This window comes from Pseudomonas sp. TE3552 (assembly GCF_056278945.1).
In genome coordinates, this window is the sequence record NZ_JBWBQJ010000001.1 from 1,938,494 (window position 1) to 1,963,648 (window position 25,155).

Annotated in this window: 22 protein-coding genes; 8 read left to right on the forward strand and 14 right to left on the reverse strand. The window is 60.6% G+C overall.

Translation table 11 applies throughout. The features are described from left to right. Position 1: 1 nt before the first annotated feature. Genes ACZ9BB_RS08505 through ACZ9BB_RS08525 form a run of 5 tightly spaced genes read right to left on the reverse strand, consistent with a single transcriptional unit; the run spans position 2 to position 4,642 of the window. A complete protein-coding gene (locus ACZ9BB_RS08505; protein WP_476213366.1) occupies positions 2–973 on the reverse strand; it encodes an ABC transporter ATP-binding protein in 972 nt (323 codons plus the stop codon). Beyond that, complete coding sequence (locus tag ACZ9BB_RS08510; RefSeq protein ID WP_476213367.1) at positions 970–1,956, reverse strand: ABC transporter ATP-binding protein; 987 nt, start codon at positions 1,954–1,956, stop codon at positions 970–972. Before ACZ9BB_RS08510 ends, ACZ9BB_RS08505 begins: the two co-directional genes overlap by 4 nt. Beyond that, positions 1,953–2,807: an ABC transporter permease gene (locus ACZ9BB_RS08515; protein ID WP_476213368.1), complete on the reverse strand. Its 855-nt coding sequence runs from the start codon at positions 2,805–2,807 to the stop codon at positions 1,953–1,955. The genes ACZ9BB_RS08510 and ACZ9BB_RS08515 overlap by 4 nt, the downstream gene beginning before the upstream one ends. Continuing rightward, entirely contained in the window at positions 2,804–3,751 is a 948-nt protein-coding gene (locus tag ACZ9BB_RS08520; protein ID WP_476213369.1) for an ABC transporter permease, read from the reverse strand. The genes ACZ9BB_RS08515 and ACZ9BB_RS08520 overlap by 4 nt, the downstream gene beginning before the upstream one ends. A 3-nt stretch (positions 3,752–3,754) precedes the next feature. Beyond that, the gene (locus ACZ9BB_RS08525) at positions 3,755–4,642 is read right to left on the reverse strand and encodes a proline iminopeptidase-family hydrolase (protein ID WP_476213370.1); all 888 of its coding nucleotides are present in this window, start codon (positions 4,640–4,642) and stop codon (positions 3,755–3,757) included. A gap of 177 nt (positions 4,643–4,819) precedes the next feature. Between ACZ9BB_RS08525 and ACZ9BB_RS08530 the strand changes: the two genes are divergently transcribed. Next, positions 4,820–5,581, forward strand: coding sequence for a LuxR family transcriptional regulator (locus ACZ9BB_RS08530; protein WP_476213371.1), 762 nt, complete (start codon positions 4,820–4,822; stop codon positions 5,579–5,581). Between the two features lie 92 nt (positions 5,582–5,673). Beyond that, a complete protein-coding gene (locus ACZ9BB_RS08535) occupies positions 5,674–6,573 on the forward strand; it encodes a proline iminopeptidase-family hydrolase (protein WP_476213372.1) in 900 nt (299 codons plus the stop codon). A gap of 49 nt (positions 6,574–6,622) precedes the next feature. On the opposite strand, the gene ACZ9BB_RS08540 is transcribed toward ACZ9BB_RS08535, so the two are convergent. From ACZ9BB_RS08540 to ACZ9BB_RS08575, 8 genes are all read right to left on the reverse strand, one after another. Continuing rightward, positions 6,623–7,270: a hypothetical protein gene (locus tag ACZ9BB_RS08540; protein ID WP_476213373.1), complete on the reverse strand. Its 648-nt coding sequence runs from the start codon at positions 7,268–7,270 to the stop codon at positions 6,623–6,625. Beyond that, entirely contained in the window at positions 7,267–8,460 is a 1,194-nt protein-coding gene (locus ACZ9BB_RS08545; protein WP_476213374.1) for a methyl-accepting chemotaxis protein, read from the reverse strand. The genes ACZ9BB_RS08540 and ACZ9BB_RS08545 overlap by 4 nt, the downstream gene beginning before the upstream one ends. A 336-nt stretch (positions 8,461–8,796) precedes the next feature. Next, positions 8,797–9,789, reverse strand: coding sequence for a LacI family DNA-binding transcriptional regulator (locus tag ACZ9BB_RS08550; protein ID WP_476213375.1), 993 nt, complete (start codon positions 9,787–9,789; stop codon positions 8,797–8,799). 75 nt (positions 9,790–9,864) lie between these two features. Next, positions 9,865–11,370, reverse strand: coding sequence for a glycoside hydrolase family 32 protein (locus ACZ9BB_RS08555; RefSeq protein ID WP_476213376.1), 1,506 nt, complete (start codon positions 11,368–11,370; stop codon positions 9,865–9,867). After that, on the reverse strand, positions 11,367–12,503 hold the full coding sequence (locus ACZ9BB_RS08560; protein WP_476213377.1) for an ABC transporter ATP-binding protein: 1,137 nt from the start codon (positions 12,501–12,503) through the stop codon (positions 11,367–11,369). Before ACZ9BB_RS08560 ends, ACZ9BB_RS08555 begins: the two co-directional genes overlap by 4 nt. Before the next feature lie 27 nt (positions 12,504–12,530). Beyond that, on the reverse strand, positions 12,531–13,373 hold the full coding sequence (locus tag ACZ9BB_RS08565; RefSeq protein ID WP_476213378.1) for a carbohydrate ABC transporter permease: 843 nt from the start codon (positions 13,371–13,373) through the stop codon (positions 12,531–12,533). Beyond that, positions 13,370–14,332, reverse strand: coding sequence for a carbohydrate ABC transporter permease (locus ACZ9BB_RS08570; protein ID WP_476213379.1), 963 nt, complete (start codon positions 14,330–14,332; stop codon positions 13,370–13,372). Before ACZ9BB_RS08570 ends, ACZ9BB_RS08565 begins: the two co-directional genes overlap by 4 nt. A 21-nt stretch (positions 14,333–14,353) precedes the next feature. Continuing rightward, the gene (locus ACZ9BB_RS08575) at positions 14,354–15,628 is read right to left on the reverse strand and encodes an ABC transporter substrate-binding protein (RefSeq protein ID WP_476213380.1); all 1,275 of its coding nucleotides are present in this window, start codon (positions 15,626–15,628) and stop codon (positions 14,354–14,356) included. 167 nt (positions 15,629–15,795) lie between these two features. Here ACZ9BB_RS08575 and ACZ9BB_RS08580 point away from each other — a divergent pair, with 167 nt between their 5' ends. Then, positions 15,796–17,361: a carbohydrate porin gene (locus ACZ9BB_RS08580; RefSeq protein WP_476213381.1), complete on the forward strand. Its 1,566-nt coding sequence runs from the start codon at positions 15,796–15,798 to the stop codon at positions 17,359–17,361. Positions 17,362–17,481: 120 nt separating this feature from the next. Here ACZ9BB_RS08580 and ACZ9BB_RS08585 read toward each other — a convergent pair whose 3' ends face one another. Further along, on the reverse strand, positions 17,482–19,368 hold the full coding sequence (locus ACZ9BB_RS08585; RefSeq protein ID WP_476213382.1) for a sigma-54-dependent Fis family transcriptional regulator: 1,887 nt from the start codon (positions 19,366–19,368) through the stop codon (positions 17,482–17,484). A gap of 347 nt (positions 19,369–19,715) precedes the next feature. On the opposite strand from ACZ9BB_RS08585, the gene ACZ9BB_RS08590 reads away from it, so the two are divergent. From ACZ9BB_RS08590 to ACZ9BB_RS08610, 5 genes are all read left to right on the forward strand, one after another. Further along, complete coding sequence (locus ACZ9BB_RS08590) at positions 19,716–20,774, forward strand: ATP-NAD kinase family protein (protein ID WP_476213383.1); 1,059 nt, start codon at positions 19,716–19,718, stop codon at positions 20,772–20,774. A gap of 33 nt (positions 20,775–20,807) precedes the next feature. Next, positions 20,808–21,785: a thiamine pyrophosphate-dependent dehydrogenase E1 component subunit alpha gene (locus tag ACZ9BB_RS08595; RefSeq protein WP_476213384.1), complete on the forward strand. Its 978-nt coding sequence runs from the start codon at positions 20,808–20,810 to the stop codon at positions 21,783–21,785. Between the two features lie 33 nt (positions 21,786–21,818). Further along, entirely contained in the window at positions 21,819–22,838 is a 1,020-nt protein-coding gene (locus ACZ9BB_RS08600; protein WP_030128853.1) for an alpha-ketoacid dehydrogenase subunit beta, read from the forward strand. After that, complete coding sequence (locus tag ACZ9BB_RS08605) at positions 22,835–23,947, forward strand: acetoin dehydrogenase dihydrolipoyllysine-residue acetyltransferase subunit (protein ID WP_476213385.1); 1,113 nt, start codon at positions 22,835–22,837, stop codon at positions 23,945–23,947. The genes ACZ9BB_RS08600 and ACZ9BB_RS08605 overlap by 4 nt, the downstream gene beginning before the upstream one ends. A gap of 94 nt (positions 23,948–24,041) precedes the next feature. Further along, positions 24,042–25,127, forward strand: a complete 1,086-nt coding sequence (locus tag ACZ9BB_RS08610) for a 2,3-butanediol dehydrogenase (protein ID WP_476218245.1) — start codon at positions 24,042–24,044, stop codon at positions 25,125–25,127. The last annotated feature ends 28 nt before the right edge of the window (positions 25,128–25,155 follow it).

The following is a 25,155-nucleotide window of genomic DNA, read 5'->3' on the forward strand; positions in this document are numbered from 1 at the left end:
TTTAAAGCAGTGGCTCCTCGAGCACGCAGTCGTAACGGCGGGCTTCGAGTTGACGGGTAGGGGGCGCCACCTGGCTACAGCTAGGGCGAACGTAGCGACAGCGCGGGTGAAAGGCGCAGCCGGAGGGCCGCTGCAAAGGACTGGGCGGCTCACCGGGCATTGGGTCACTGGGTAGTGTGCGGGCCGGGTCGATTTCCGGAATCGACTGGATCAGGGCGGCGGTATAAGGATGTCGCGGGGAGCGGAACACGTCCTCCACCGGTCCTTCTTCGACGATCTTGCCCAGGTACATCACCGCCACTCGATCACAGAGCCGGCGCACGATCGCCAGGTCATGGGCGATGAATATAATCGCCAGGTTCATGCGCTCGCGCAGTTCCAGCAGCAGGTTGATGATTTGCCCCTGGATGGACACGTCCAGCGCGGCCACGCATTCATCGGCGACGATCAGACGCGGCTCCACGGCCAGTGCCCGGGCGATCCCGACACGCTGACATTGGCCGCCACTCAAGGCGCGTGGTTTGCGCGAGGCCAATTCCGGGCGCAGACCGACCAGGGTCAGCAGTTCATCGACGCGGGCGGCAATCAACGGCTCGGGCACCTTGCGTTGTACCCGCAGCACTTCCGCCAGGGTCTGGCCGATACTCAGGCGTGGGTTGAGGGCGGCGTAAGGGTCCTGAAAAACCATCGCCGTCTCATGGCGCAGCCTCTGGATGTCGACCTTCCCGGCGTGGGCCATGTCGACTCCATCGAACAGCACCTGCCCGGCGAAAATCTCGTTGAGGTGCAGGATCGCCCGCCCCAGGCTGCTTTTACCGCTGCCCGACTCGCCGACCAGCCCCAGTGTTTCACCGGCCGAGAGGGTCAGCGAAACGCCGTTGACCGCCGTCAGCCATTGCCGGTTCATGCCCAGCAGGCCACTGCCCGGAGCGGCGAAGCGCACCTGCAGGTCCTTGACGTCGAGCAGCGTCATGAGCGGCCTCCGGCGGTCAAGGGGTAATGGCAAGCGATGCGGTGCCCAGAGGTAACCGGCTGCAAACTCGGCAGCAGTGATGTGCATGGGTTGCTGGATTGCTGACAGCGTGGATTGAAGCGACAACCAGGGGGCAGGGCGTCGAGCAGGGGCGGTTGCCCGGCAATGGTTTTGAGCAAGGCGTGACCGTGACTGGTGGCCGGCTGACAGTCGATCAATCCAGCGGTGTAAGGATGGCGTGGGTGGGCCAACACCTCGTGTTTGTTGCCGTGCTCGCACAAGCGTCCGGCGTACATCACGGCAATCGAGTCGCAGGTCTGGGCAACCACCCCCAGGTCATGGGTGATCATGATGATCGACAGGCCACGCTGGTCACGCAGGTTGAGCAACAGGCGCAGAATCTGCGCTTGCACCGTGACGTCGAGGGCGGTGGTCGGTTCGTCGGCGATCAGCACATTCGGGTTGCAACCCAGGGCTACGGCGATCATCGCCCGCTGACGCATGCCGCCGGAAAATTCGTGAGGGTAACTGTCGACCCGCCACTGCGGATCGGGAATACCCACTTGCCGAAGTACCTCGATGGCCTGGGCGCGGGCTTCATGTTTGCTGGCGCCCTGATGCAGACGAATGCCTTCGCCAATCTGCTCGCCGATGCGCATCAACGGATCGAGATGGCTGCTGGGGTTCTGGAAGATCATCCCCAACTGACGCCCGCGCATGCGGCGCATGCCGGCCTCGTCCAGGCGCAGCAGGTTTTCCCCGGCCAGTTGCACGGTCGTGCCTTCTACTCGCAGGTCCGGCGACGGCAGCAGCCGCATCAAGCCGCGACAGGCCATGGTCTTGCCGGAGCCGCTTTCGCCCACCAATCCCAGGACCTCACCCTCGGCCAGCTCGAACGACAGGCGATCCACCAGAGTGACCTCATGTTCACCCTTGCGGGCGATGACGCTGAGCTCTTCGACTTTAAGCACAGGCGTACTCATGAGCGCTCACCCAGATGTTCGGCGACCGCGTCGGCCAGCAGGCTGAAACCCATGGCCAGGGTGACGATCGCCAGCCCCGGGAAGGTGCAGATCCACCAGGCGGAGGTGATGAAACTCTGGCCTTCGGCGACCATCGTGCCCCATTCGGCGGTCGGCGGTTGCACCCCGAGGCCGAGATAACTCACCGCCGCGCCGTTAAGCAGAACCAGCACCGCATCGGACATGGAAAACACGATCGAGCCGAACATCGCGTTCGGCAGCAGATGCCGAAACAGAATCCGTCCATGGCCGAAGCCGAGGCTTTTGCCGGCCAGGGCAAAATCGCTTTCCTTGAGTATCAGGATCTGCGAGCGGATCAACCGCGCGTAGGACACCCAGCCCACCAGTGCCATGGCGATATAGAAACTCATCAGCCCGGGGCCCAGGATTGCCATGATCGCCAGCATCAACACCAGAAACGGGAAGGCCAGAATAATATCGATCAGGCGCATGCACAGCGTGTCGAAACGCCCGCCGATGTAGCCGGACAAAGCTCCGACACAGGTACCGATCAGAAACGGAAAAATCACCCCGATCAGTGCCAGCTGCAAATCGACACGGGCCGCCCAGATGACTCTGGACAACACGTCGCGGCCAAAATTGTCGGTGCCGAACGGGTGGTCCAGAGTGGGTGCCAACAGGCGGATGTCCGTGTTCTGCGCGATGGGATCGAAGGGGGCGATCCACGGTGCGAAAATCGCCAGCAATGCCCAGCCGAGCAGGATTGTCAGGCCCAGGCCCATGGCCAGACGACGGTTGCGTAAACCGAGGCCGAGGTTCAGGCGCGGGGCAATCGTAGCCTGGCTGCTCATCGGATTTTCACCCGGGGGTCGATCGCTACCGTGACCACATCAGCGAGAAAATTCACGGCGACGGTGGCGCAGGCCAGCACCATCGCCACGCCCTGGACCACCATATAGTCACGGGTGAAGATGCCACGGACCAACAACTGGCCGATCCCGGGAATGGCGAACAGGCTTTCGATGACGACCGTGCCGCTGATCAACCAACCGATGTTCACCGCCAGCAAATTGACCGCGGGTACCAGCGAGTTGGGCAGCACATGCCGACGAAATATGGCGTCTTCAGACAGACCGCGCGCTCGGGCAGCCGTGACATGGTCGGTTTGCAATTCCATCAGCATGCTCGCCCGCAGATTGCGCACCAGTACCGCCGACAACGCCAGCGCAATGGTCAGGCAGGGCAGGACCATATGGTGCAGTTTGTCCAGCCAAGTGCTGCCATAGCCCGAAACCGGGAACCAACCCAATTGCACACTGAACAGCAGGATCAACATGATGCCCAGCCAGAACGCCGGCATGCCGAGGCCCGCGGTGGTGAACAGACGGATCAGGTTGTCGCTCCACCCACCTTTGCCACGGGCCGCAATGGTGGCCAGCGGCACGGCGATCAACAACGCCAGCAACACGCTGCCAAGCACCAGAAACAGCGTGGGTTCGATTCGCGTGCTGATCAGCTTCAAGGCATCGACTTTGTAGAGTAACGACTGGCCGAGGTCGCCCTTGAAGAGGTTTTTCAGGAAGTAGAAGTACTGCATCCACAGCGGCTGATCGAGGCCGAACTGAGCACGAATCCTGATCAGCCCCTCCGGCGTACTGCGCGAGCCGAGCAGGGCACGCGCCGGGTCGCCGGGAATCGAGCGCACCAGCACAAACGTGATGAGACTGATGCCGAACAGCACCGGCAGCAGTTGCAGCGGCCGTGACAGGATGAACCGGTAACGCGACAGATTCATCGACTAACCTCGATGCCGCTGGAGGAAGTCCAGCAACACCGGAAAGTAGGCGTGAGGCTCTTCGTAGAAGGGCATATGACTGCTGTTGGGGAACACATGCAGTTCGACATCCTTGAGCGCCATTTTCATGCGCATGGCACAGGCGGGCGTCAGTTCATCGTGCTGGCCGGTGGTAATCAGCACCGGCATCGTGAAGTCGGCCATTTCCTGCAGACGGTTCCAGTTTTTCAGGTTGCCGACGTAGAGAAACTCGTTTGGCCCCTGCATGGTGGTGTAGGGCCCCATGTTCCAGTCGCCCAGCGAACGGGTGACCGGAGCCGGCCATTCGTCCAGGCGGCAGACGTGGCGATAGTTGAGGAGGGTGATTGCCGCTTGGTATTGCGGGTGATCGAGCGTGCCCATGGCTTCATGGCGTTGCATCATGGCCACGGTTTCGCTGCCCAGCGCGCCACGCAGGCGCTCCAGTTCCTGCGACAGGTGCGGGATATCGCCTACGGTGTTTTCCAGAATCAGGGTCTTGAGTGCGTGAGGGTGGTGAACGGCATATTCGATCGCCAGCCAGCCGCCCCAGGAATGCCCCAGCAAGTGCACTCGGCCCAGGTCGAGGGCCTGGCGGACGGTTTCCACTTCAGCGACATACCGGGTGATATCCCACAGGGCCGGGTCTTCGGGGCGGTCGGACGCTCCGGTGCCGAGCTGGTCGAAGGCGACAACGCGCAACCCCTTGTCCTTGAGCCAGCCATGGGCGTCACGCAGATAATCGCACGCAAGCCCCGGGCCGCCGTTGAGGCACAGCAGCACCTCATCGCCCTCGCCAAAGCTGTAGACCACCAGGTTATGGCCGTCGACCTCGACGTTATATTGCTGGTCCGGTTCTATCTCACGCCACATCGCAACGCTCCCTTTCATGATGTTGGCCGAATGCTGACCAAATGACTCAACCTTACTGAGGAAGTCATGCACCCAAAAGCTGGTATTTGTTATAGGTTTGGTCTGGCAGTCCCTCGCCGAGGCGTGGCATTCTACGGGCCAAATTTCAGGATTGAAATTACTTAGGGAGCGCAATGGATGCTGAGTAAGCTATCTGACCTCAATCCCCGTCTGTTGCCGGGCAAGAGCCTGGATGAGCAGATGGACAATGCTTTGCTACTGGCCAAGGAGCTGGGCTTCGATGCCTTGGTGTACGACTACAGCCCCGTGCCGCTTGACCATGAAGGCAAGTTGATCACACCCTCGGTGCTCAAATTGCGCAACACTCCAGCCGATTGGTATTCGCGTTGGTGCGCAGAAGGTTACTACCAGATCGACCCTGTTCAGCAGGTGGCACTCAATTGTGTTTCACCTTTTGTCTGGTCCTATAAAAGCGGGACGGGCACCTTGCTGGAACCGGTCATCAGTCAGTGCCATGCGCCCGTGGTGAGTTATCTGGAAGACTCGCAGATGACCTGCGGAGTGTCGGTCCCGATTCATCTGCCCAGAGGTGGTTTTGCCTCCTTGACGGGCCTGCGTACCGGCAGCAGCACCAGTGTATTGCACGATGCCCGGCAGACCCTGGCGGATTTCAGCCTGATTTCCCATGCCTTTCAGGAAGCGGCCTATCCGTTGCTTGGCAAAGAGGCTCACACGCCTCCCGTTCGTCTGACCAAGCGTGAACGTGAATGCCTTAAATGGGCCGCCGAGGGCCTGACCGGCGTAGAGATTGCCCAGCAACTGAATCGCTCATTGGCCACCATTACCCTCCACCTGACCTCGGCCATGCATAAACTCGGTGCCAAGAACCGGGTCCAGGCAGTGGTCCGGGCTACCCACTATCGGTTGTTCGATAGCTGAAACAGGGCAGAAACCTATCTGTTTCTCTAGTTATTTCGAGGGCCTGATCCCGCTATCGTGTGCCGTACGTTTTTCAGGGGCGACACGACGAAATGGAATCTATCGGAACACGCGAAGGCTTCGCATCTTTTGGTCTCTATCAGACCTGGTATCGCATCACCGGTCACCTCGACGGTAAACACACACCACTGGTGATTCTGCATGGCGGCCCGGGCTGCACGCATGATTACGTCGATGCCTACAAGGACATCGCCGCGAGTGGGCGGGCGGTGGTGCATTACGATCAATTGGGGAACGGTCGCTCGACCCACCTGCCGGAAAAAGACACCTCGTTCTGGAACGTAGCGCTGTTTCTCGAGGAGCTGGACAACCTGCTGGATCATCTGGGCATCAGCGACAATTACGCACTCCTGGGGCAATCCTGGGGCGGCATGCTCGCCAGCGAACACGCGGTGCGGCAACCTGCGGGACTACGGGCCTTGATCCTCGCCAATTCCCCGTCGGACATGCGCGTCTGGGTTCAGGAAGCCAACCGTTTACGTCAACTGCTGCCTGCCGGTGTCCATGAAACATTGCTTGAGTACGAACGGGCAGGGGATTTTCAAGCGGACGCCTATCAAAAAGCCTCGAGGGTCTTTTACGACAATCATGTGTGTCGCGTCATTCCCTGGCCCGAAGAAGTCGCGCGTACGTTTGCCCAGGTCGATGCCGATCCCACCGTTTACCATGCGATGAGCGGGCCGACGGAATTTCATGTGATAGGCAGCCTGAAAGACTGGACCATCGTCGACCGTTTACCGCAGATCAACGTGCCGACGCTGGTGATCTCCGGTCACTACGATGAGGCAACACCGACGGTGGTCAGACCCTTTTTGCAGCAGATCCCGAATGTTCGTTGGGCGTTGTTCGAAAACTCCAGCCACATGCCCCATGTCGAGGAGCGGGTCGGCTGCATGGGAACGGTGGTGGGGTTCCTGGATGAGAATCTGTAGGAAAACAAGCAACTACGGATCTTCTTGCGGCTAACCAGCGGCTATCACCTCAGCCCAGATCCCGGCGGATGGCGTCGAGGCGTTCGTCGAGCAATGGGGTGAGGAGGGCGTAGCACTCCGCCGGGGCGATGGACACTGTCGTGGTACCGATCAGGCCGCGTTGCAGCCGTTCCAGAGCATCGTGCAGCGAGCGGGGGGCATGCCTGTGCAAGCGCTCGTGCAGGTACTGCAATTGAACAAGCATTTCCAACGGGCAACACTGATGGGCGGCTGCGCGCACCGACAGGCCGCGCAGCCGTCCCAGGTCTTCAAGTTCCCAGCAGCGTTCGGCGATGCTCGGCGGCGTCAGATTCAGCGCACAGCGTTGCAGTTCCAGGTGCTGGATGGCGCCGAGCAGGTCCTGCAGCAACCGGCAATGCCCATCGAAATCCGCAGGGTCGCGGCGTAACGCGCTCCAGGCCTGGCACTGCGCGGAATACGGCCATTCCTTCCAGCGTTGATCGAGCAAGTGACCCAGTGCCTGGCAACGTTGCTGTGCCTCGCGAGTGATCTGTCCGCCGAGGCCTCGATGCTGTTGCAGACCTTGCAACAGGTCGAGCCCCAGCAAAAGCATCTGTCTGAGTCCCGCGTCGTTTTGTGGCAGATGGATTCGTCGGGAGTGCCCGGTATCGAGTGCTGCGGCCAGTGGTAGATTCATGGGCGGCTTCCGACGGTGAGTTGCTTGAGATAACGGGTCAAGTCATGCAGCGCATGGGTTTGCAGACTCTGCTCCTGTACCGCCCCATTGACCTGTTGCAACTGTTCGCTGAGGGCATGATTGGCTTGTTGGTGCTCGCTGAGCGCCTGTTGCATGGCGCCGAGGTGTTGCAGATTGGTCTGGCTATGTTGCGCCAGGTCATCGAGGTTGGCGGCGAGGAGTTCGCTCTGTTGGCTGCCGGCTTCCAGCAGCGCGCGGTGTTCTTTAACTTCGCCATCCACCTGGCGCACGGCGGTGGCGATCGCCGTCGCGGCCGTGGTGATTTCACTGGTAGCCCGGTCGGTGGCCTGAGCCAGGCTGCGGACCTCCTCGGCGACCACGGCAAAACCGCGACCATGCTCGCCGGCGCGGGCCGCCTCGATGGAGGCGTTGAGCGCCAGCAACTGGGTCTGTCTGGCCAGTGCCTGGATGCTATTGACGGTGCTTTCCACCGCAGTCGTGCGCTGCAATAACGCTTCAACGGCGTGTGCGGTATTGCCCAGACTCTGCTGAATGGTGAGCATGCTGCCACCCACTGAGCGCGCCTGCAGACAACCGGCTTCGCTCTGGGCATGGGCGTTGGCGAAGGCTGCCAGTGCACCTTGGGCCAAGGCCTCGATGCTGTGCAGAGTCTGATCGATCTGCTCGCTGGCGGCAGCGATCATGGCGATCCGTTGGCTCTGCTCCTCACCCTGGTCGCTGGCCTGCTGGGCCATCTGCTCCAGGGCACGACTGGCGAACTGTACTTCGCTGCGCAGCCGTTCGCTGTTACGCAGTTGCATGCTGGCGGCCACCAATAGCGTCGCGGGGTCGGCCTCCCGGGAGTTGCGCAGCAGCTGTGCCAGTTCAGTGTCCCAGAATCTCTGTAGATGACGTTGATGACGCTCGCGAAGGTGCCAGGCGCACCCCAGGTAGAGCGCGCTAGGTATCAGGGGCAGTGCGCTGGCGGGCTGTCCGGCTAGCGCGAGGCCGCAGGCACCAAGTGCCAACCCGAGCGGTAACCAGAGGCCGACCCTGCTGCGTTCGAGCAGGGCCATGCCCGGTTCGAACAATGCCTTGGCGAATGTTGTGCTGGCCGGGTAGGACTTGCCACCATCGCTGTGCAGATTGGCGATGGCATGACCCGGGGGGTGCATTCCTTGAACAGACATGAGGATTTCCTTCTTATGCCGGGATAAAGCAAAAACGGCGCACGCTCACCTGCCGCAATGTGCAAGTAAGCGGACGCCGTTGCCCGTGAAGTTTGCGAAGCCATCGTCGTTGATGGCTCAAGCCTGATCTGACCTAAGCAAGTTGTTTGCCAGCCGGTGCGGTCGGCAGTTCGTCAGCCTGTCGCCCGTGCAGTGGAGGGGATTCGATCTGATGGCTACAGGGCTACGAAGGCAGAAAAGGTGATCAATGCACCAGTCGCGGGAATTGCCGAATCGCCATGCTCTGTTCTGGGGCCATCTGTTTTTGCAGCATGGAGCGCAGGATGAGAGTCGCCCTCATAGCGACGCCCTGACCACCAATGGACAATCGACGGGCTGGGCTCCCGATACCTCGAGGGTCTCGATCAAATGCCGGGCCGCATTGCGACCGATTTCGTAGTACGGCAATTGCACCGTGGTCAGCGGCGGGATGAACAGTTCAGCGATGCCGATCATGTTGTCGTAGCCGAGCACTGCGACATCGTCGGGAATTTTCAGGCCACGGCCCAACAACAGTTGATAGGCACAAAACGCGATGCGGTCGTTGCCACAGATCAGAATGTCGAATTGCGGACGACCTTCAATGATGTGCCGGTCGAGGATGGCTGCGGTTTCACCGTAGGCGTCATGGTCGGAAAGGTCGTATTGCAGGAGCGCGTCAGGCGCCAGCCCGAATGCCTGACAGGCGCGCAGCAGGCCTTCTTGTCGCAGCCCCCAGGCCAGGCTCTGTTTGGGCAGATTGATGCACAGTGGGCGCCGATAGCCTTGGCTCAACGCGTGATGCACGGCTCGATACTGACCTGTTTCGTCATCCGGCACATAACTGACCAGGCGACTGTCATCGGCCAGGCAATTGGCGAGTACCAGCGGTTTGCTCTTCAAGCGCTCGGGAATGCTGACGTGGCGAAAGCCCATGGCGCTGACGATCAACCCGTCGGGGCGGTGCGACAGCATCAGGTCGATGTTCTGGTCAGTGGGCGGGTTGCTCAACAGGTTAAGGATGAAGACATTCCAGCCGGCCTGCTGCGCTGTCTGTTCGATGGACAGCAGCAGCTCCACTGCGAACGGTGTGGTCGCGGTGTCCAGCGCGAACACACCGATGGTGCGCGACTGGAGGTTGTCGCCGCGCATCTTGCGCGCCGACAGGCTCGGTACGAATTGCAGTTCATCAATGGCGCGACGCACCCGCTGAAGGGTTTCGGGGCTCAGTTTTTCCGGGTTGTTGAGCGCTCGAGAAACCGTCATCAGCGATACGCCGGCCAGTTGTGCAACGTCTTTCACTGAAGTCATGCGAGGCGAGGCCGGTCAGGTTGACGCAGAATCATGACACAGGGCTCGGGTTTCTCGCGACTCGAATGACGCCGCTCACAGCCATCCCGAGGCCAGAGGCCACGCTCTTGGAATGCGCACGCGCCCGCCACCGCCGCTTGCCACAAGCTTCACCCCCAGACTGTCGGGCCGCGGATAGAGGCGGCTGCTGAGGCTGAAGCCCCCGTTTTCGTCGAACACCTCGATGGACGAGCGATCGAGGAACACACGCAGCGCCAACCGCTCCTGTGTCGGGTCTATCGGCACACTGCGCTGACCGGTAACTTGCGCACCCGAGCGGCTGCGGTCCAGCACCAGACGCTGCAGCGCCACATCGTAGTAGAGCAAGGTTTCTTCACCATCATCGTCACTGCAGCGCAAGGCGATTCCCAAGTGCCCGTCGGTGCAACCGAGCAGATCCAGATGCACATGGATTTCGAGCCTGTCGCCATTCACTTCCGGCACCCGCCGGGCCCCCGAACCATCCCACCAGGACGTACCCGGCAATGGCGCCTCGCGCAGAGCGGTGAGCTCCCGTGCCGGATACACGCAAAGGCGATCGTCATGCAGTTCCAGTTCGCGTGGCAAACCGAGCATGCCGCACCAGTGATGGGCCTGGCTCGGCATCGGGCTTTCCCACATGTCGAGCCACGCCCATACCAGGCGCCGACCATCGGCGGCCACTAGCGTTTGCGCGGCATAGAAATCGTGGCCATTATCCAGCTCGATGAAAGGACCGCCGGTGAAGTGCCATTTGCTGTCGAGTTGGCCCACTCGATAACCGGTCTGGTACTTGTTGAGCCGTTCGTAACCCTGGGGTTGCTGCATGCCCTGAGGGGAGTACAACAACACATCGCGCCCGTTCAGTCGAAACAGATCCGGGCATTCCCACATATAGCCATCGCCTTCACTGCCGCTGGCCACATAGTCAAGGAACTCCCAGGTGTGCAGATCGGTGGAGCGGTACAGCGGCAGCAGCGGTTGATCGCCCAGCCGTGCGCCAGCAATCAGGTACCAATAGTCGTCCTCTTGCCATACCTTGGGGTCTCGAAAGTGCATGATCGTGTCTTGCGGCGCGGTGTCGATGACGGCGCCATGCTTGACGAAACGAATGCCGTCGACACTGGTGGCCAGGCACTGGACTTGACGAATTGCGCTTTCGTCACCCACGCCCTTCAGCCAAGTGTGCCCGGTGTAGATCAGTGCCAGGGTATCTCCACACACCACTGCGCTACCGGAAAAACAACCGTCACGGTCGAAGTCATCGCCGGGCGCCAGCGCAATCGGCAGATGCTGCCAATGGACCAGGTCGGCACTCTTGGCATGCCCCCAATACATCGGGCCCCACTTCGCGTCAAAGGGGTGGTGTTGATAGAAAACGTGATACTCGCCACGGAAGTACACCACTCCGTTAGGGTCGTTCATCCAGCCTGTCGGGGGCGCAAGGTGATAACCGGGGCGGTAATCGTCGATGACCCGAGACAGGCCATCATTCAGCGCATGCTGCGCAAGCTCAAGGGTAGCGGACATAGGATCGCTCATGGAATTCAAAGCCAAGGTCATAGGGCTGCTTCTCGTACCGAGTGCAGCGGGACGCCGTCTGCCAGGCCCTGCGGGTGACGCCTCAAGGCTGTGCCGTCGGCATCGAACAGGTGCAGATTGTCGATATCCAGCTGCAGCTCGACCCGATCGCCCACCTGCCATCCGGCGTTGACCTCGCAACGACAGATCAGTGGTTCGTCCTGCCCGGTATCGAGGTGCACGTAGGTTTCGCTGCCCAGGTATTCGACGACGCTCACGACCACGCCAGCAGTTCCATTTGCCGCCTTGAGCGACACGTGTTCCGGGCGAATTCCCAGGCTCATCTGCGCTCCTGCCGCCAGGTTCGAGCTGTCGAAGGGCAGGGAGGTCATACCCAGTACGGGGCTTTCAACCACGCTGGTTTCGCCTGGCGCATGCAGGTGTGCCAGCAGAAAATTCATTCTGGGCGAGCCGAGAAAACCGGCGACAAAGCGGCTGGCCGGGCGTTCATAGAGTTCGCGCGGTGAGCCCACTTGCTCGACGCGACCGCCATTGAGCACGACAATTTTGTCGGCCAGGGTCATCGCTTCCACTTGATCGTGGGTGACGTAGATCATGGTCGAGCGCAGTCGGGCATGCAGCCGGGCGATTTCGTTGCGCATCTGCACCCGCAACGAGGCATCCAGGTTGGACAGCGGCTCATCGAACAACAGAATGTCCGGTTCCCGCGCCATGGCTCTGCCCATGGCCACACGCTGACGCTGCCCACCGGACAGTTCCTTTGGCTTGCGTTGCAGCAGCTTGTCCAATTGCAGGATTTGCGCGGTTTTCAGCACGCGCTCGCGCAGGCTGGTCTTTTCCGTCTTGGCCAATTTGAGACCGAAGCTGATGTTGTCGTAGACGCTCATGTGCGGGTACAGCGCATAAGACTGAAACACCATGCCGACGCCACGCTCGCGCGGTTCCAGGTCGTTGACTCGACGCCCGTCGATCAACAGGTCTCCGCCGCAGATCGAATCCAGCCCGGCGATCAGTCGTAGCAGGGTCGACTTTCCACAGCCCGAAGGGCCGACGAACACCACGAATTCACCCGCGGCGATTTCCAGGCTGACGTCGCGAAGAATCCGCGCGCCGCCCAATTGTTTGTTCACGTTGTCCAGTTTCAATTTGATCACGATGCTGTTCCTTGTCTTTGTTGGGCATCAACCCTTTAACGCGCCGGTAGTGAGGCCGGAAACGATTCGGCGCTGGAAGATCAGCACCAGAATCACCAGGGGGACGGTGACCAGCACCGAGGCGGCCATCAACAGCCCCCAGGGCAACTCATGGGGGCTGCCGCCGGAAATCAGGGCGATGGCCACCGGCACCGTGCGTTGGGTGTCGGTGAGGGTGAAGGTCAGGGCAAATAGGAACTCGTTCCACGCCGCAATGAAAGCCAGCAGGCCAGTGGTAACCAGGGCGGGCCAGAGCAGCGGCAACAGCACTCGGGTCAGTGTGATCCAGGGCGAGGCGCCATCCATGATTGCCGCTTCTTCCAGTTCATGGGGCAGTTGGCCCATGAACGTGGTCAGCACCCAGACGGTGAAGGGCAGGGTGAAAATCGTGTAGCTGAGGATCAACGCCCAGGAAGTGTTGTACAGGCCCAAGGCACGGATCACCTCGAACAGCCCCGACAGCACCGCGACCTGGGGAAACATCGACACGCCAAGGACCATCATCAACACCGTGCCACGCCCACGGAATTTCACCCGGCCCAAGGCATAAGCGGCGGTCAGGCTGAGGAACAGCGCCAGCGTCACCACACAAAGTGCAACCACCAGCGAATTACCGATAGCCCGCAGGAATGAGGCTTGGCTGAGCACCGCCGCGTAATTGGAGAAGTCGGGGTTTTTGATCCAGTAGCTCACCTCGAACAAGGCGCTGGACGGCTTCAGCGACGTGACGATGGCGTAGTAGAAAGGGAAGACCGCATACAGCAGCAACACCCCGATCAGGCACCAGAACCCAAGGCGCAACAGTGCTTTTTTCAATAGGCGCGGGCTCATGACCGGACCTCCAGTTGACGGCGTCCGAGGTACAGATAAAGCATGGCGATCACTGCGACGACCAGAAACAGCAGGGTCGAGGCGGCGCTGCCGTAACCGACGTCCTGGAACTCCACCAAGTGTTGGCGGGCATAGACCGACATGCTCATGGTGCTCGACGAGTTCGAGGTCAGCACATAGATCACGTCGAACACCCGCAGGGAGTCGAGGATGCGGAAGATCGCCGCCACCAGCAATGCGGGCATCAGCAGTGGCAGCGTGACCCGCCAGAACACCTTCAGCGGATGAATGCCATCGACCCTCGCGGCTTCGTAGCAATCGCTCGGCAACATCTGCAAGGCCGCGAGCATCAGCAGGGTGACAAAAGGCACGGTTTTCCAGACGTCGACGAGGATCACCGCCCACATCGACAGGTCCGCATCCGCCGTCCAGGCCAGGGGTGCGTCAATGAGCCCGAGGCTGAGCATCAGGTGATTGATGATGCCGAACTGGTCGTTGAGCATCCACGACCAGATCTTCGCCGAGACAATGGTCGGAATCGCCCAGGGAATCAGAATCAGCGCCCGCACCAGGGAACGGCCGGTGAACTTGATGTTCAGCAGCAACGCCACCAGCAGCCCCAATACGATTTCCAGCCCCACCGATACCACGGTGAAATGCAAGGTGTTGCGCACCGCGTTCCACCATTGTGGATCGACCAGGATGCCCGACCAACTGGAGCCGTTGTGGAACAGATAATTGCTCAAGCCAACGAAGGTTGCGCCGCTGGTATCCGCCAGGTTGGCATCGGTCAGGCTGAACCAGAATGTGCGCAGTAGCGGCCAGGCCGCCACCAGGGCCAGACACACCAGCATCGGTGTCAGAAACAGCCAGGCGGCGCGTACCCGTCGACGCTGCACGGGCGTTTCCCGGGTGACGAGAAGCTCGTCACTGGGGGCATGGATCGAAGAGACAGACATGGTGATTTCCTTCCTTGTGGCTTACCAGTTCCGGTGTTTGATGCGCGTGAGTTCGCTTTCCAGGTCGGCCAGCGCCTGATCGACGGGCCGCTCGCCCGCCAGCACACCATGCACTTGATCGAAGAACGCATTGGTGACCCGTGGATAACGGGCGGCAGTGATGGAGGCGGGGCGCATGACCCCATCGTTGAGGATGCTGTGCAACTGACTGTAATAAGGCATGGCCGCGAGCAGCTCGGGGTCTTGATAGAGCGACTCGATAACCGGGTTATAGCCGCCAACCAGGGCCCGATGTTTTTGCTGTTGGGCACTGCTCAGGTAGCTCACCAGCTCGGCGGCAAGTTTTGGATGGGCGCTGTAACGCGACACCGCCAGGCCCCACCCACCGAGGGTGGAGGCATGGGTGCCGGTCTCGCCACCGCGGGGCAGCGGGGCGACCCCAACCTTGTCTTTGACTGCACTGTCCTGGCTTTGGACCAGGGCCCAGACATACGGCCAGTTACGCATGAACAGCGCATTGCCCGACTGGAATACGCCACGTCCTTCTTCCTCGGTGTAATTGAGGACGCCACGCGGGGAGATGTCGCCTACCCAGCTTTTGGCCAGGGTCAAGGCAGCTTTTGAAGCCTGGCTGTTGACCACGATGTCGCCTTGAGGATTGACCAGTCCGCCTTGCGGTTGGCTGCTGATCCATTCCAGCGCATTGCACGTCAGGCCTTCGTAGGCGCGCCCTTGAAAGATGTACCCCCATGCGTTGGCGTTTCCGGCATTGCGCTCGGCCTGTTGTACATCCCTGGCGGTAGCGGTCATTTCCTCCCAAGTCTGGGGGACTTGCTTGTTGTATTTCTCGAGCAAGTCCTTGCGGTAATACAGCAGACCCGAGTCGGTGAACCACGGCATCGTCACCAGCCGTCCGTTCACTGTGGCGTTGTCTACCTGCGCCTGGAAGTAGCCTTGGGTCGCGTTGGCGGGAAGCACTTCGCGCAGGTCCATCAGATGTTTGGAGAGCATCCCCGGCCACACCATATCGATTTGAATGATGTCGATGTCGCTGGACTGCGCACTGAGGATCTGTTGGTAGAACGACAACCGTTCGGTCGCCGAGTTAGGCGTGGAAACCACCTCGACGTGGTTACCGGTCTGTTTCGACCATGCCTCGACAGCCTCCTTGCACAGTTGTAATTCCGCGCCCACCGCACCGCACGAGATCGTCAAATCGGCAGCGGTCGAGAGGGCGGGAAGCCCGGCAAAAAGGGTGAATAGTGTTGCTGGAAGGAGCGATTTGAGCTGTTTCATAAAGTCCTCTTTATTTTTGTTTTTAGAAAAGTTAACGTTAACATCGCCAAATGTAGCAGCGTATTTGCGATGAGGCATCCTTTTTTTCGTAGATTTTGACAATTAACAATTCACGAAAAAAAGGCCGGTCGCAGGACAAAAAATAAAAACAAAACAGGAAATCCCCCATGCAGAAAGCATCAAGCTGGCTACTCGCCGGCGTACTCGGCACCTCGGCGGCCACCGCTCAGGCCGCGACTCTGGAAGAACGCATGGCCGCGTTTGAAGCCCGTGCCAGCGCTGCGGAAAAACGTGCAGCCGCCGCCGAACAACAAACCCAGGCGCTCGCCAGGGAACTGCAGCAGCTCAAACAGTCCACTCCCGCCTTGCAGCCTGCTGCGTCCACTGCGACCGCCACTGCGGCGCCCACTTTGGATACGCGGTTGGCAAAACTCGAAGCCCGTCAGCAAAGCATCGAGAAAGAAAACGGTTCCGGGCACCTCACCGACGGGTTCAGCTTCAAGGGCTACGCGCGCTCCGGATTGCTGATCAACGATGGGCTGGGAGGTGGGCGTGGCGGTCCTTATACAACGCCGGCGGGTTCAGTCGGTGGCGCCATCGGGCGACTGGGTAATGAAGACGATACTTACATGCGTATAGACCTGTCGAAAGAAGCCTATGCGCAGAACGGCACCCATTCCAAATTCACGGTTTCCATCGCCGATGGAGTGGAAAGCTCCAATGACTGGACGGCCGCCGAAAGTAACCTGAATGTGCGCCAGGTATTTACGGAACTCGATCATCTCGCCGCATTCAAGGGCAATTCGACGTTCGAGAACGCCACCCTGTGGGCAGGCAAGCGATTCGACAGGGACAACTTCGATATCCATTGGCTGGACTCGGACGTCGTCTTTCTAGCCGGCACCGGGGGCGGTATCTACGACGTACAGATGAACAAGGATTGGCGCTCGAATTACTCCCTGATCGGGCGTAACTATGGGGATTTCAGTGAAGGTGGCGTCAATGCCGATGTGGAAAGCTACATCCTGACCTCCAACCAATTCTTCGATAACGGTCAGTGGCAGTGGATGTTCAATGGTATTGGCTCAAAGAAAAACGATTTTGGCACTCGCACCAATGAAGCGGGCCTGAAGCCTGCGGACTCCGGCTTGCACAGCATGGTGGCCAACCACCAGAAAAACTTTTTCGGCAGGGAAGGCTTCTTCAAGACGGCGCTGCTCTACGGGCAAGGGTTGGGGGCCGAGGTCAAGAACATTGGCTCGGACGGCGAACTGATCGAAGACGCCCGTGCGCTGCGCCTTGCGCTGTACGGCGAGACACCGATTGCACCCCACTGGCGCATCGGTCCAAGTCTGCTGGCCGAACAAAGCAAGGATCGATACGTCAAGGGTGACGACTACCGCTGGATGACCCTGAACGTGCGGTTGGCCAATGAAATCAACAGCAATTTCGAGATGGCCTACGAAATGAGCTGGCAAACCATGGACCTCGATCCCAAGGGCTACCTGCAACGCAACGCGGTCGATGGCAACTTCTGGAAGTTCACCATTGCTCCAACCTTCAAACCCGACGTTGGAGACCTGCTCACACGCCCCGAATTGCGAGTGTTCGCCAGCTTCATGAACTGGTCTTCGGACCTGGACCGATACAGCTCCACAGACAACTTCGGCAAGACGGACTTCAACGCCGGCGGTGTGTGGCAATACGGGATACAGATGGAGACCTGGTTTTAATAGCCGGGGCTTGCTCCCACATTTATTTGATGCCGTTCACCAATACTGTGATCGATGCAAGTCCATTGTGCTGTCCGGTGGCCAACGCTCATTGAGCGGGGCCGCCGGATGAAACCGTGGTCAGCCCCTGCCAGGCATGTCGATGCCATGTTGATGCACCCGTCGATACAGCGTTGCCCGGGAGATGCCCAAAGCCTTGGCTGCGGGGGTGGGTTTCCAGCGATGACGCACGAGAGCATCGAGGAGTGCCTGGCGTTCCGGACTGGCGCAGCGTTCCACGGTGTCAGCGGAAGCCGGATGGTTGAGTCGATGGCCAGGCAGATGCTCAGGCAAGTCACTCAACAGAATCAAGTGGGTCTCGCACACCGCGCAGGCGTAACGCAGCACGTGCCGCAGTTCGCGCACATTACCCGGCCAGCGATAGCCGAGCAGGCATTCCAGTGCGGCGCTTCCCAGTTGCATCGCTATCGCGCAGGCCGATGATTCTTCTTCGAGTATCCGGTTGATCAATGCCAGTCGATCACTGCGTTCGCGCAACGGCGGCAATTGGAATCGCGCACCACTGAGGCGGAAGTACAGGTCCTCGCGAAACTCGCCGCAGGCCACCAGGGCTTCCAGATCGCGGTGGCTCGCGCAGACCACCTGAATGTCTATCGCTTTGCTTCTTGACGCTCCCAGGGGCGCCACTTCGCCCTCGGCTAAAACCCGCAGTAGCCGGGTTTGCAGGGTCAGGGGCATATCGCCGATTTCATCGAGAAACAGGGTGCCGCCATCGGCCTGTTCCAGCAGACCTTGCATGCCTTTACTCGAAGCACCAGTGAAGGCTCCGGCTACATAACCAAACAGCTCGCTTTCGATCAGGTTTTCCGGAATCGCTGCGCAGTTCACCGCAATAAAAGGTCGATCACGGCGCAGACTGGCCTGGTGCAGCTGGCGGGCGAAGACTTCCTTGCCGGAACCGGTTTCGCCGTGAATCAGCACCGGCAGATTACGGTCTTTGACCCGAACCGCAAGGCGCAGGCTTTCTTCCAGTCGCGGGTCGAGTTCGGCGGGTGACAGTACCCGACGAGCCGGGCTGCGTTTCACCTGCCGTGGCGCGCTGAGTCTCCCATGCAAGACATGGCGGCCACCCCGGCAGTGAAACAGGCAGAGCGATTCGTCCCTGGCGCGATGCAATAACTGCTGATCGAACACTTGGCCGATGTGCTCCGGTAGTTGACCAAAACTTTGCGACAGCCACTGCCGCGCCGCGGGGTTGAGTGCCTGCAGTTGCCCGTCGTCGTCCCAGGCGAGCAGGTAATCGGGTTGGCTGTCGACGTAGCCCGGGCTGTTGTGGGCCCGCAGCACCCAGTAACCCTGGGCACTGTTCATGAAAAACGCCTGTTCTATTTCCCGTGCGCTCTGCACCACCAGCTGCCGGATCAGGTGTTGGGAACGACGGTCGTCCGGCGAACGCACCGCAGACACATCGAGCACCCCGAGCAGTTCGCCCCGAGGGTCGAAGACCGGAGCGGCGGAGCAGGTGAGTCCGATAAAAGCCGCGCGGAAGTGATCCCGTTTGTGCACCGTGACCGGTGTTCGTGCTGTCAGTACCGCGGCCACCCCGCAGGTGCCTTCCTCATCTTCCGACCAGCAGGTGCCAAGGTACAGGCCTGCTTTGCGGCAGTCATTACGGATGGAGGTTTCCACGCGATAGTCGATGGTCTGGCCCTGGGCGTCGGTGAGCAACACGCAGTAGTCGGCATCGCGCACGCGACCGTGGAGCCGGGCGACTTCTTCGCTGGCGATGCGCAGGAACAGTTCGGAGCGTTCTCGACACTCCTGCAACACGTTCTGGGACAGGATCCGCGGCCCTTGTAATGAGCCTGGGTCCAGATGGTGTTGCTCCATGGAGCGGCGCCAGGAATCCAGTATCAAGTCCGGCACCGGCAGTTGCGGCAGATACGCTGCGTTCTTCAAAACACGGCTGACGCAATCCACATGCGCCTTCGAGTGTGCGGAAAGCATTTAAGGCCTCCGGTTCGATCTTCTTTTAGTTGTGCGGGCTATTAAGCGCCGTTCACGGACGGTCGACAAGCATCGGTTCACCCCACTGCGAAGCTGAGACGCGACGTCTCAAGGTCTGGCCACTAACCCGTGCAGGCTGACATGGGACGTCTCATACGAGCGAGATCCCAGCCCTTGAAAATGCAGTCAAGACCGCTCTGGGCCGGGCTTTATGGCGATTTTTTGCGAACCTGGCACCGGCCTTGCTCTAACCCCGGCAACCAGTACGACTGGCAATCCGATAATAACAAGAGGTGCCCTATGTCCTCCTGCCGAGGCTTTTACTCTGCTGTACCCGTGGTGGCGACATGAGTCGCTTGCCCCTGACCGTCGGCATCATTGCCAATCCGGCGTCCGGACGGGACGTAAGGCGGCTGACGGCGAATGCCGGGCTGTTTTCCAGCACCGACAAGGTCTCGGTGATCCAACGGCTGCTGGCGGCTTTTGGCGCCACCGGTGTCGAGCGCGTACTGATGCCCACCGATATGACCGGCATCGCGGCGGCGGTGAAGAAAAACAGTCATGGCCGCCAGGCGCGTGACAGTCACTGGCCAACCCTCGAGTTCCTGGAACTTACCTTGCGCCAGAGCGTGGCGGACACTCGCCAGGCCGCGCGCTGGATGGCTGAGCGCGGCGTATCACTGATCGCCGTGCTCGGCGGTGACGGCACCCACAAAGCGGTGGCTGCCGAAGTCGGCGACATTCCACTGCTGACCCTATCGACGGGGACCAACAATGCCTTCCCGGAGCTGCGTGAGGCCACCAGCGCCGGGCTGGCCGGCGGGCTATTCGCCAGCGGCCGGATACCGCCCGAAATTGCCTTGCGCCGCAATAAACGCCTGCTGGTGCGGATTCCGAGCCGCGACCTGTGCGAAGTGGCGCTGGTGGACGTGGCGGTGTCCTCGCTGCCCTTTATCGGCGCCCGTGCAATCAGCCGTGGGATCGATCTGGCGGAGGTGTTTGTCACCTTCGCCGAACCTCAGTCCATTGGCATTTCGGCCCTCTGCGGCTTGTGGTTTCCGGTATCGCGCCAAGCCCCAAACGGTGCCTGGATGCGCCTTGATCCGCAATCGTCCGAAGCCTTGCTGGTGCCCCTGGCGCCCGGCCTGTTGCAAGGCTGCGGCGTGCTCGCAGCCGGCAGTCTTGAACCCGGTGTTGCCCATTGTCTGTGCCTGAGCAGCGGCACCCTGGCCCTGGATGGCGAACGGGAAATCGAATTCAACGCCCATGACTTGCCCACCGTGACCCTCGATGCCGGCGGCCCGCTGAGCATCGATGTCAATGCGGCGCTGGTCTATGCCGCACAAGAGCGGCTGCTGGCCATCGGTCGTGAACACCCGCAACACCCTTTGAACCTTGCACTTTGAAACTTGAGCCTCAAGACACCCTGGAGAATAAAAATGTCGACACAGCTGACTGCTGATCAATTGCTGCATGCCTATCGGGTGATGCGCACCATCCGCGTCTTTGAAGAGCGCCTGCACGTGGAGTTCGCCACCGGCGAGATTCCCGGTTTCGTCCATCTTTATGCCGGTGAAGAGGCCTCGGCCGCCGGTGTCATGGCTCACCTGAGGGATGACGACTGCATCGCCTCCAACCACCGTGGCCACGGTCATTGCATCGCCAAGGGCGTTGATGTGCACGGGATGATGGCTGAAATCTACGGTAAGAAAACCGGGGTCTGTCAGGGCAAGGGCGGCTCCATGCACATCGCCGATTTCGAGAAAGGCATGCTCGGTGCCAATGGCATCGTCGGTGCCGGTGCACCGCTGGTAGTAGGGGCGGCCCTGGCCGCCAGGCTCAAGGGGACCGACGGCGTCGCCGTGGCGTTCTTCGGCGACGGCGGTTCCAACGAAGGGGCCGTTTTCGAAGCGATGAACATGGCCTCGGTGTGGAACCTGCCGTGCCTGTTCATTGCCGAGAACAACGGTTACGCCGAGGCCACGGCGTCCAACTGGTCAGTGGCTTGCGATCACATCGCCGACCGCGCAGCCGGTTTCGGCATGCCTGGGGTCACCGTCGACGGCTTCGATTTTTTCGCCGTTCACGAAGCCGCCGGTGCCGCGGTGGCGCGCGCCCGAGCCGGTGAAGGACCATCGTTGATCGAGGTCAAGTTGACCCGCTACTACGGTCACTTCGAGGGCGACGCCCAGACCTATCGGGCACCGGACGAGGTCAAGTATTTCCGCGAACACAACGACTGCCTGATGCAATTTCGCGAACGCACCACCCGGACCGGTTTGATCGATGTCAGCCAGTTGGATCAGATCGATGGCGAAGTGGACCTGCTGATCGAAAATGCCGTGCGCAAGGCCAAGTCCGACCCCAAGCCGAGCGCGGCCGACCTGCTCACCGACGTCTACGTTTCCTATCCCTGAACGCCCCCTATAACAAGAATCGAGACCTTTATCATGGCGAGAAAAATCAGTTATCAGCAGGCAATCAACGAAGCCCTGGCCCAGGAAATGCGTCGCGACCCCAGCGTGTTCATCATGGGGGAAGACGTCGCCGGCGGTGCCGGTGCTCCCGGTGAAAACGACGCCTGGGGCGGGGTATTAGGCGTGACCAAGGGCCTCTACCACCAATTCCCCGGCCGCGTGCTGGACACGCCGCTGTCGGAGTTGGGGTATGTCGGTGCCGCGGTAGGCGCAGCGACCTGCGGCGTGCGCCCGGTGTGTGAGTTGATGTTCGTCGACTTCGCCGGTTGCTGCCTGGACCAGATCCTCAATCAGGCGGCCAAGTTTCGCTACATGTTCGGGGGCAAGGCCTCCACCCCGTTGGTGATTCGCACCATGGTCGGCGCGGGCCTGCGGGCCGCCGCCCAACACTCGCAAATGCTCACGTCGCTGTGGACGCACATCCCTGGGTTGAAAGTCGTCTGCCCGTCGTCACCTTATGACGCCAAGGGCCTGTTGATCCAGGCCATTCGCGACAACGATCCAGTCATCTTCTGCGAACACAAACTGCTCTACAGCATGCAGGGCGAAGTGCCGGAAGAGCTCTATACCATCCCGTTCGGTGAAGCCAACTTCCTGCGCGACGGCAAGGACGTGACCCTGGTTTCCTATGGACGCACGGTCAATACGGCGATGGATGCAGCCCGCAGCCTGGCAGGGCGGGGCATTGACTGCGAGGTCATCGACCTGCGCACCACCAGCCCACTGGACGAAGACAGCATTCTTGAAAGCGTGGAAAAGACCGGGCGCCTGGTAGTGATCGACGAGGCCAACCCGCGCTGTTCCATGGCCACCGACATCTCGGCCCTGGTGGCGCAAAAAGCGTTCGCCTCGCTCAAGGCGCCCATCGAGATGGTCACCGCGCCGCATACGCCGGTGCCGTTCTCCGACGCCCTGGAAGACCTCTATATCCCTGACGCGGCGAAGATTGAAAACGCCGTGCTCAAACTGATCGAGTGGAGCAAGCGTTCATGAGCCAGATCCATACCCTGACCATGCCCAAGTGGGGCTTGTCCATGACCGAAGGCCGGGTCGATGTCTGGCTCAAGGAGGAGGGCCAGGCGATCGCCAAGGGCGATGAAGTGCTCGACGTAGAAACCGACAAAATTTCCAGCAGTGTCGAAGCGCCGTTTTCCGGTGTGTTGCGCCGTCAGATCGCGCGCCAGGATGAAACCCTCGCGGTCGGTGCATTGCTCGGCATCGTGGTCGACGGCGAAGCCAGCGAGGCCGAGATCGATGCGGTGATCGAGCAGTTCCAGGCCGCGTTCGTGCCAGGTGACGGTGCCGAGGAAGACAGTGGGCCGAAGCCGCAGAAGGTCGAACTGGACGGGCGACTGATCCGTTACTTCGAGCGTGGCGAAGGCGGGGTGCCGTTGGTGCTGGTGCACGGGTTCGGCGGTGACCTGAATAACTGGATGTTCAATCATGAAGCATTGGCCGCCGGGCGCCGGGTGATTGCTCTGGATCTGCCGGGCCATGGCGAGTCGACCAAACAGCTGGAGCACGGAGATCTGGATGAGCTGAGCGGGGTGCTGCTGGCACTGCTCGATCATCTGGATGTTCCCATGGCGCATCTGGTGGGGCATTCCATGGGCGGGGCGGTGTCGCTGAACACTGCGCGCCTGGCTCCCCAGCGAGTGCGTTCCCTGAGCTTGATCGGCAGCGCCGGCCTGGGCGCGGAAATCAACGGCGATTACCTGCAAGGTTTTGTCGAGGCGGCCAGCCGCAATGCCCTCAAGCCACAGTTGGTGCAACTGTTCTCCGACCCCGAACTGGTCAATCGGCAGATGCTCGAAGACATGCTCAAGTACAAGCGTCTGGAAGGGGTGGATGCGGCCCTGCGCCTGCTGGTTTCGGGGCTGTTCAAAGAAGGACGGCAACAGCTCGATCTGCGCGGCGTGGTGCAAGAAAACCGGCAACCAGTGTTGCTGATCTGGGGCAGTGACGACGCGATCATTCCTGCGACCCACAGCGCTGGTCTGGCTGCTCAGGTCGAGATCCTGCCGGGTCAGGCGCACATGGTGCAGATGGAAGCGGCCGAGCAGGTCAATCGGCTGATTCTGGACTTTGTCCAACAACACTGATGCCTCCCTTGGCGGCCGGCCATTTGCCGGGCGCCAGGGCCAACGATTTCAAGGAGATTCCAACATGAGCCTTCCAATTGATCCGACCCGCAGCATGCGTGCCGCTGTCTGGCATGGTCGTCACGATATCCGTGTCGAAGACGTGCCGTTGCCCGTCTCGCCACCGGCGGGCTGGGTGCAGATTCGTGTGCAATGGTGCGGTATTTGCGGCTCCGACTTGCATGAGTACGTGGCCGGGCCAGTGTTCATTCCGGTGGATGCGCCGCACCCGCTGACCGGCATCAAGGGGCAGTGCATTCTCGGTCATGAGTTCTGTGGCGAGATCGTCGAAATTGGCGACGGGGTCCTGGGGTTCAGTGTGGGCGAACCGGTGGCCGCCGATGCCTGTCAGCACTGTGGCACTTGTTATTACTGCACCCATGGACTGTACAACATTTGCGAAAACCTGGCCTTCACCGGGCTGATGAATAATGGCGCATTCGCCGAGTTGGTCAACGTACCGGCCAACCTGCTTTACAAGTTGCCGGCCAACTTTCCCGCCGAAGCCGGGGCGTTGATCGAACCGCTGGCAGTGGGTATGCACGCGGTGAAAAAGGCCGGGAGTTTGCTGGGGAAGAATGTGGTGGTGGTTGGCGCTGGAACCATCGGCCTGTGCACCATCATGTGCGCCAAGGCTGCTGGCGCGGCCCAGGTCATTGCTCTGGAAATGTCGGGAGCGCGTAAGGCCAAGGCCCTGGAGGTGGGGGCGAGCCATGTGCTGGACCCCAATGAATGCGACGCTCTGGCGCAGGTGCGGCGGCTGACCGGCGGGCTGGGGGCGGATGTCAGTTTCGAATGCATCGGCAACAAACACACAGCCAAGCTCGCCATCGACCTCATCCGCAAGGCCGGCACGTGTGTATTGGTGGGCATCTTCGAGGAGCCCAGCGAGTTCAATTTCTTCGAGCTGGTCGCCACCGAAAAACAGCTGCTGGGTGCACTCGCCTATAACGGGGAGTTCGCAGATGTGATCGCCTTTATCGCCGATGGCCGGCTGGACATCACGCCGCTGATAACAGGCCGTATTCAGTTGGAACAGATCGTCGGGCAGGGCTTTGAGGAATTGGTCAACAACAAGCAGCACAACGTGAAAATCATCGTGTCACCCGCTCGAATCCGAGACGCCTCAGAGCGCGATTGACGCGGGCCGAGCCTGAATATTTCCTGCC

Coding starts and splice junctions, on each gene's coding strand:
- ACZ9BB_RS08580 (WP_476213381.1), top strand. CDS start 15,796: ATGCAGAAAGCATCAAGCTGGCTACTCGCCGGCGTACTCGGCACCTCG.
- ACZ9BB_RS08540 (WP_476213373.1), bottom strand. CDS start 7,270: ATGAATCTACCACTGGCCGCAGCACTCGATACCGGGCACTCCCGACGA.
- ACZ9BB_RS08505 (WP_476213366.1), bottom strand. CDS start 973: ATGACGCTGCTCGACGTCAAGGACCTGCAGGTGCGCTTCGCCGCTCCG.
- ACZ9BB_RS08590 (WP_476213383.1), top strand. CDS start 19,716: ATGAGTCGCTTGCCCCTGACCGTCGGCATCATTGCCAATCCGGCGTCC.
- ACZ9BB_RS08545 (WP_476213374.1), bottom strand. CDS start 8,460: ATGTCTGTTCAAGGAATGCACCCCCCGGGTCATGCCATCGCCAATCTG.
- ACZ9BB_RS08530 (WP_476213371.1), top strand. CDS start 4,820: ATGCTGAGTAAGCTATCTGACCTCAATCCCCGTCTGTTGCCGGGCAAG.
- ACZ9BB_RS08565 (WP_476213378.1), bottom strand. CDS start 13,373: ATGAGCCCGCGCCTATTGAAAAAAGCACTGTTGCGCCTTGGGTTCTGG.
- ACZ9BB_RS08535 (WP_476213372.1), top strand. CDS start 5,674: ATGGAATCTATCGGAACACGCGAAGGCTTCGCATCTTTTGGTCTCTAT.
- ACZ9BB_RS08605 (WP_476213385.1), top strand. CDS start 22,835: ATGAGCCAGATCCATACCCTGACCATGCCCAAGTGGGGCTTGTCCATG.
- ACZ9BB_RS08570 (WP_476213379.1), bottom strand. CDS start 14,332: ATGTCTGTCTCTTCGATCCATGCCCCCAGTGACGAGCTTCTCGTCACC.
- ACZ9BB_RS08575 (WP_476213380.1), bottom strand. CDS start 15,628: ATGAAACAGCTCAAATCGCTCCTTCCAGCAACACTATTCACCCTTTTT.
- ACZ9BB_RS08585 (WP_476213382.1), bottom strand. CDS start 19,368: ATGCTTTCCGCACACTCGAAGGCGCATGTGGATTGCGTCAGCCGTGTT.
- ACZ9BB_RS08595 (WP_476213384.1), top strand. CDS start 20,808: ATGTCGACACAGCTGACTGCTGATCAATTGCTGCATGCCTATCGGGTG.
- ACZ9BB_RS08515 (WP_476213368.1), bottom strand. CDS start 2,807: ATGAGCAGCCAGGCTACGATTGCCCCGCGCCTGAACCTCGGCCTCGGT.
- ACZ9BB_RS08555 (WP_476213376.1), bottom strand. CDS start 11,370: ATGACCTTGGCTTTGAATTCCATGAGCGATCCTATGTCCGCTACCCTT.
- ACZ9BB_RS08550 (WP_476213375.1), bottom strand. CDS start 9,789: ATGACTTCAGTGAAAGACGTTGCACAACTGGCCGGCGTATCGCTGATG.
- ACZ9BB_RS08600 (WP_030128853.1), top strand. CDS start 21,819: ATGGCGAGAAAAATCAGTTATCAGCAGGCAATCAACGAAGCCCTGGCC.
- ACZ9BB_RS08525 (WP_476213370.1), bottom strand. CDS start 4,642: ATGTGGCGTGAGATAGAACCGGACCAGCAATATAACGTCGAGGTCGAC.
- ACZ9BB_RS08510 (WP_476213367.1), bottom strand. CDS start 1,956: ATGAGTACGCCTGTGCTTAAAGTCGAAGAGCTCAGCGTCATCGCCCGC.
- ACZ9BB_RS08520 (WP_476213369.1), bottom strand. CDS start 3,751: ATGAATCTGTCGCGTTACCGGTTCATCCTGTCACGGCCGCTGCAACTG.
- ACZ9BB_RS08610 (WP_476218245.1), top strand. CDS start 24,042: ATGCGTGCCGCTGTCTGGCATGGTCGTCACGATATCCGTGTCGAAGAC.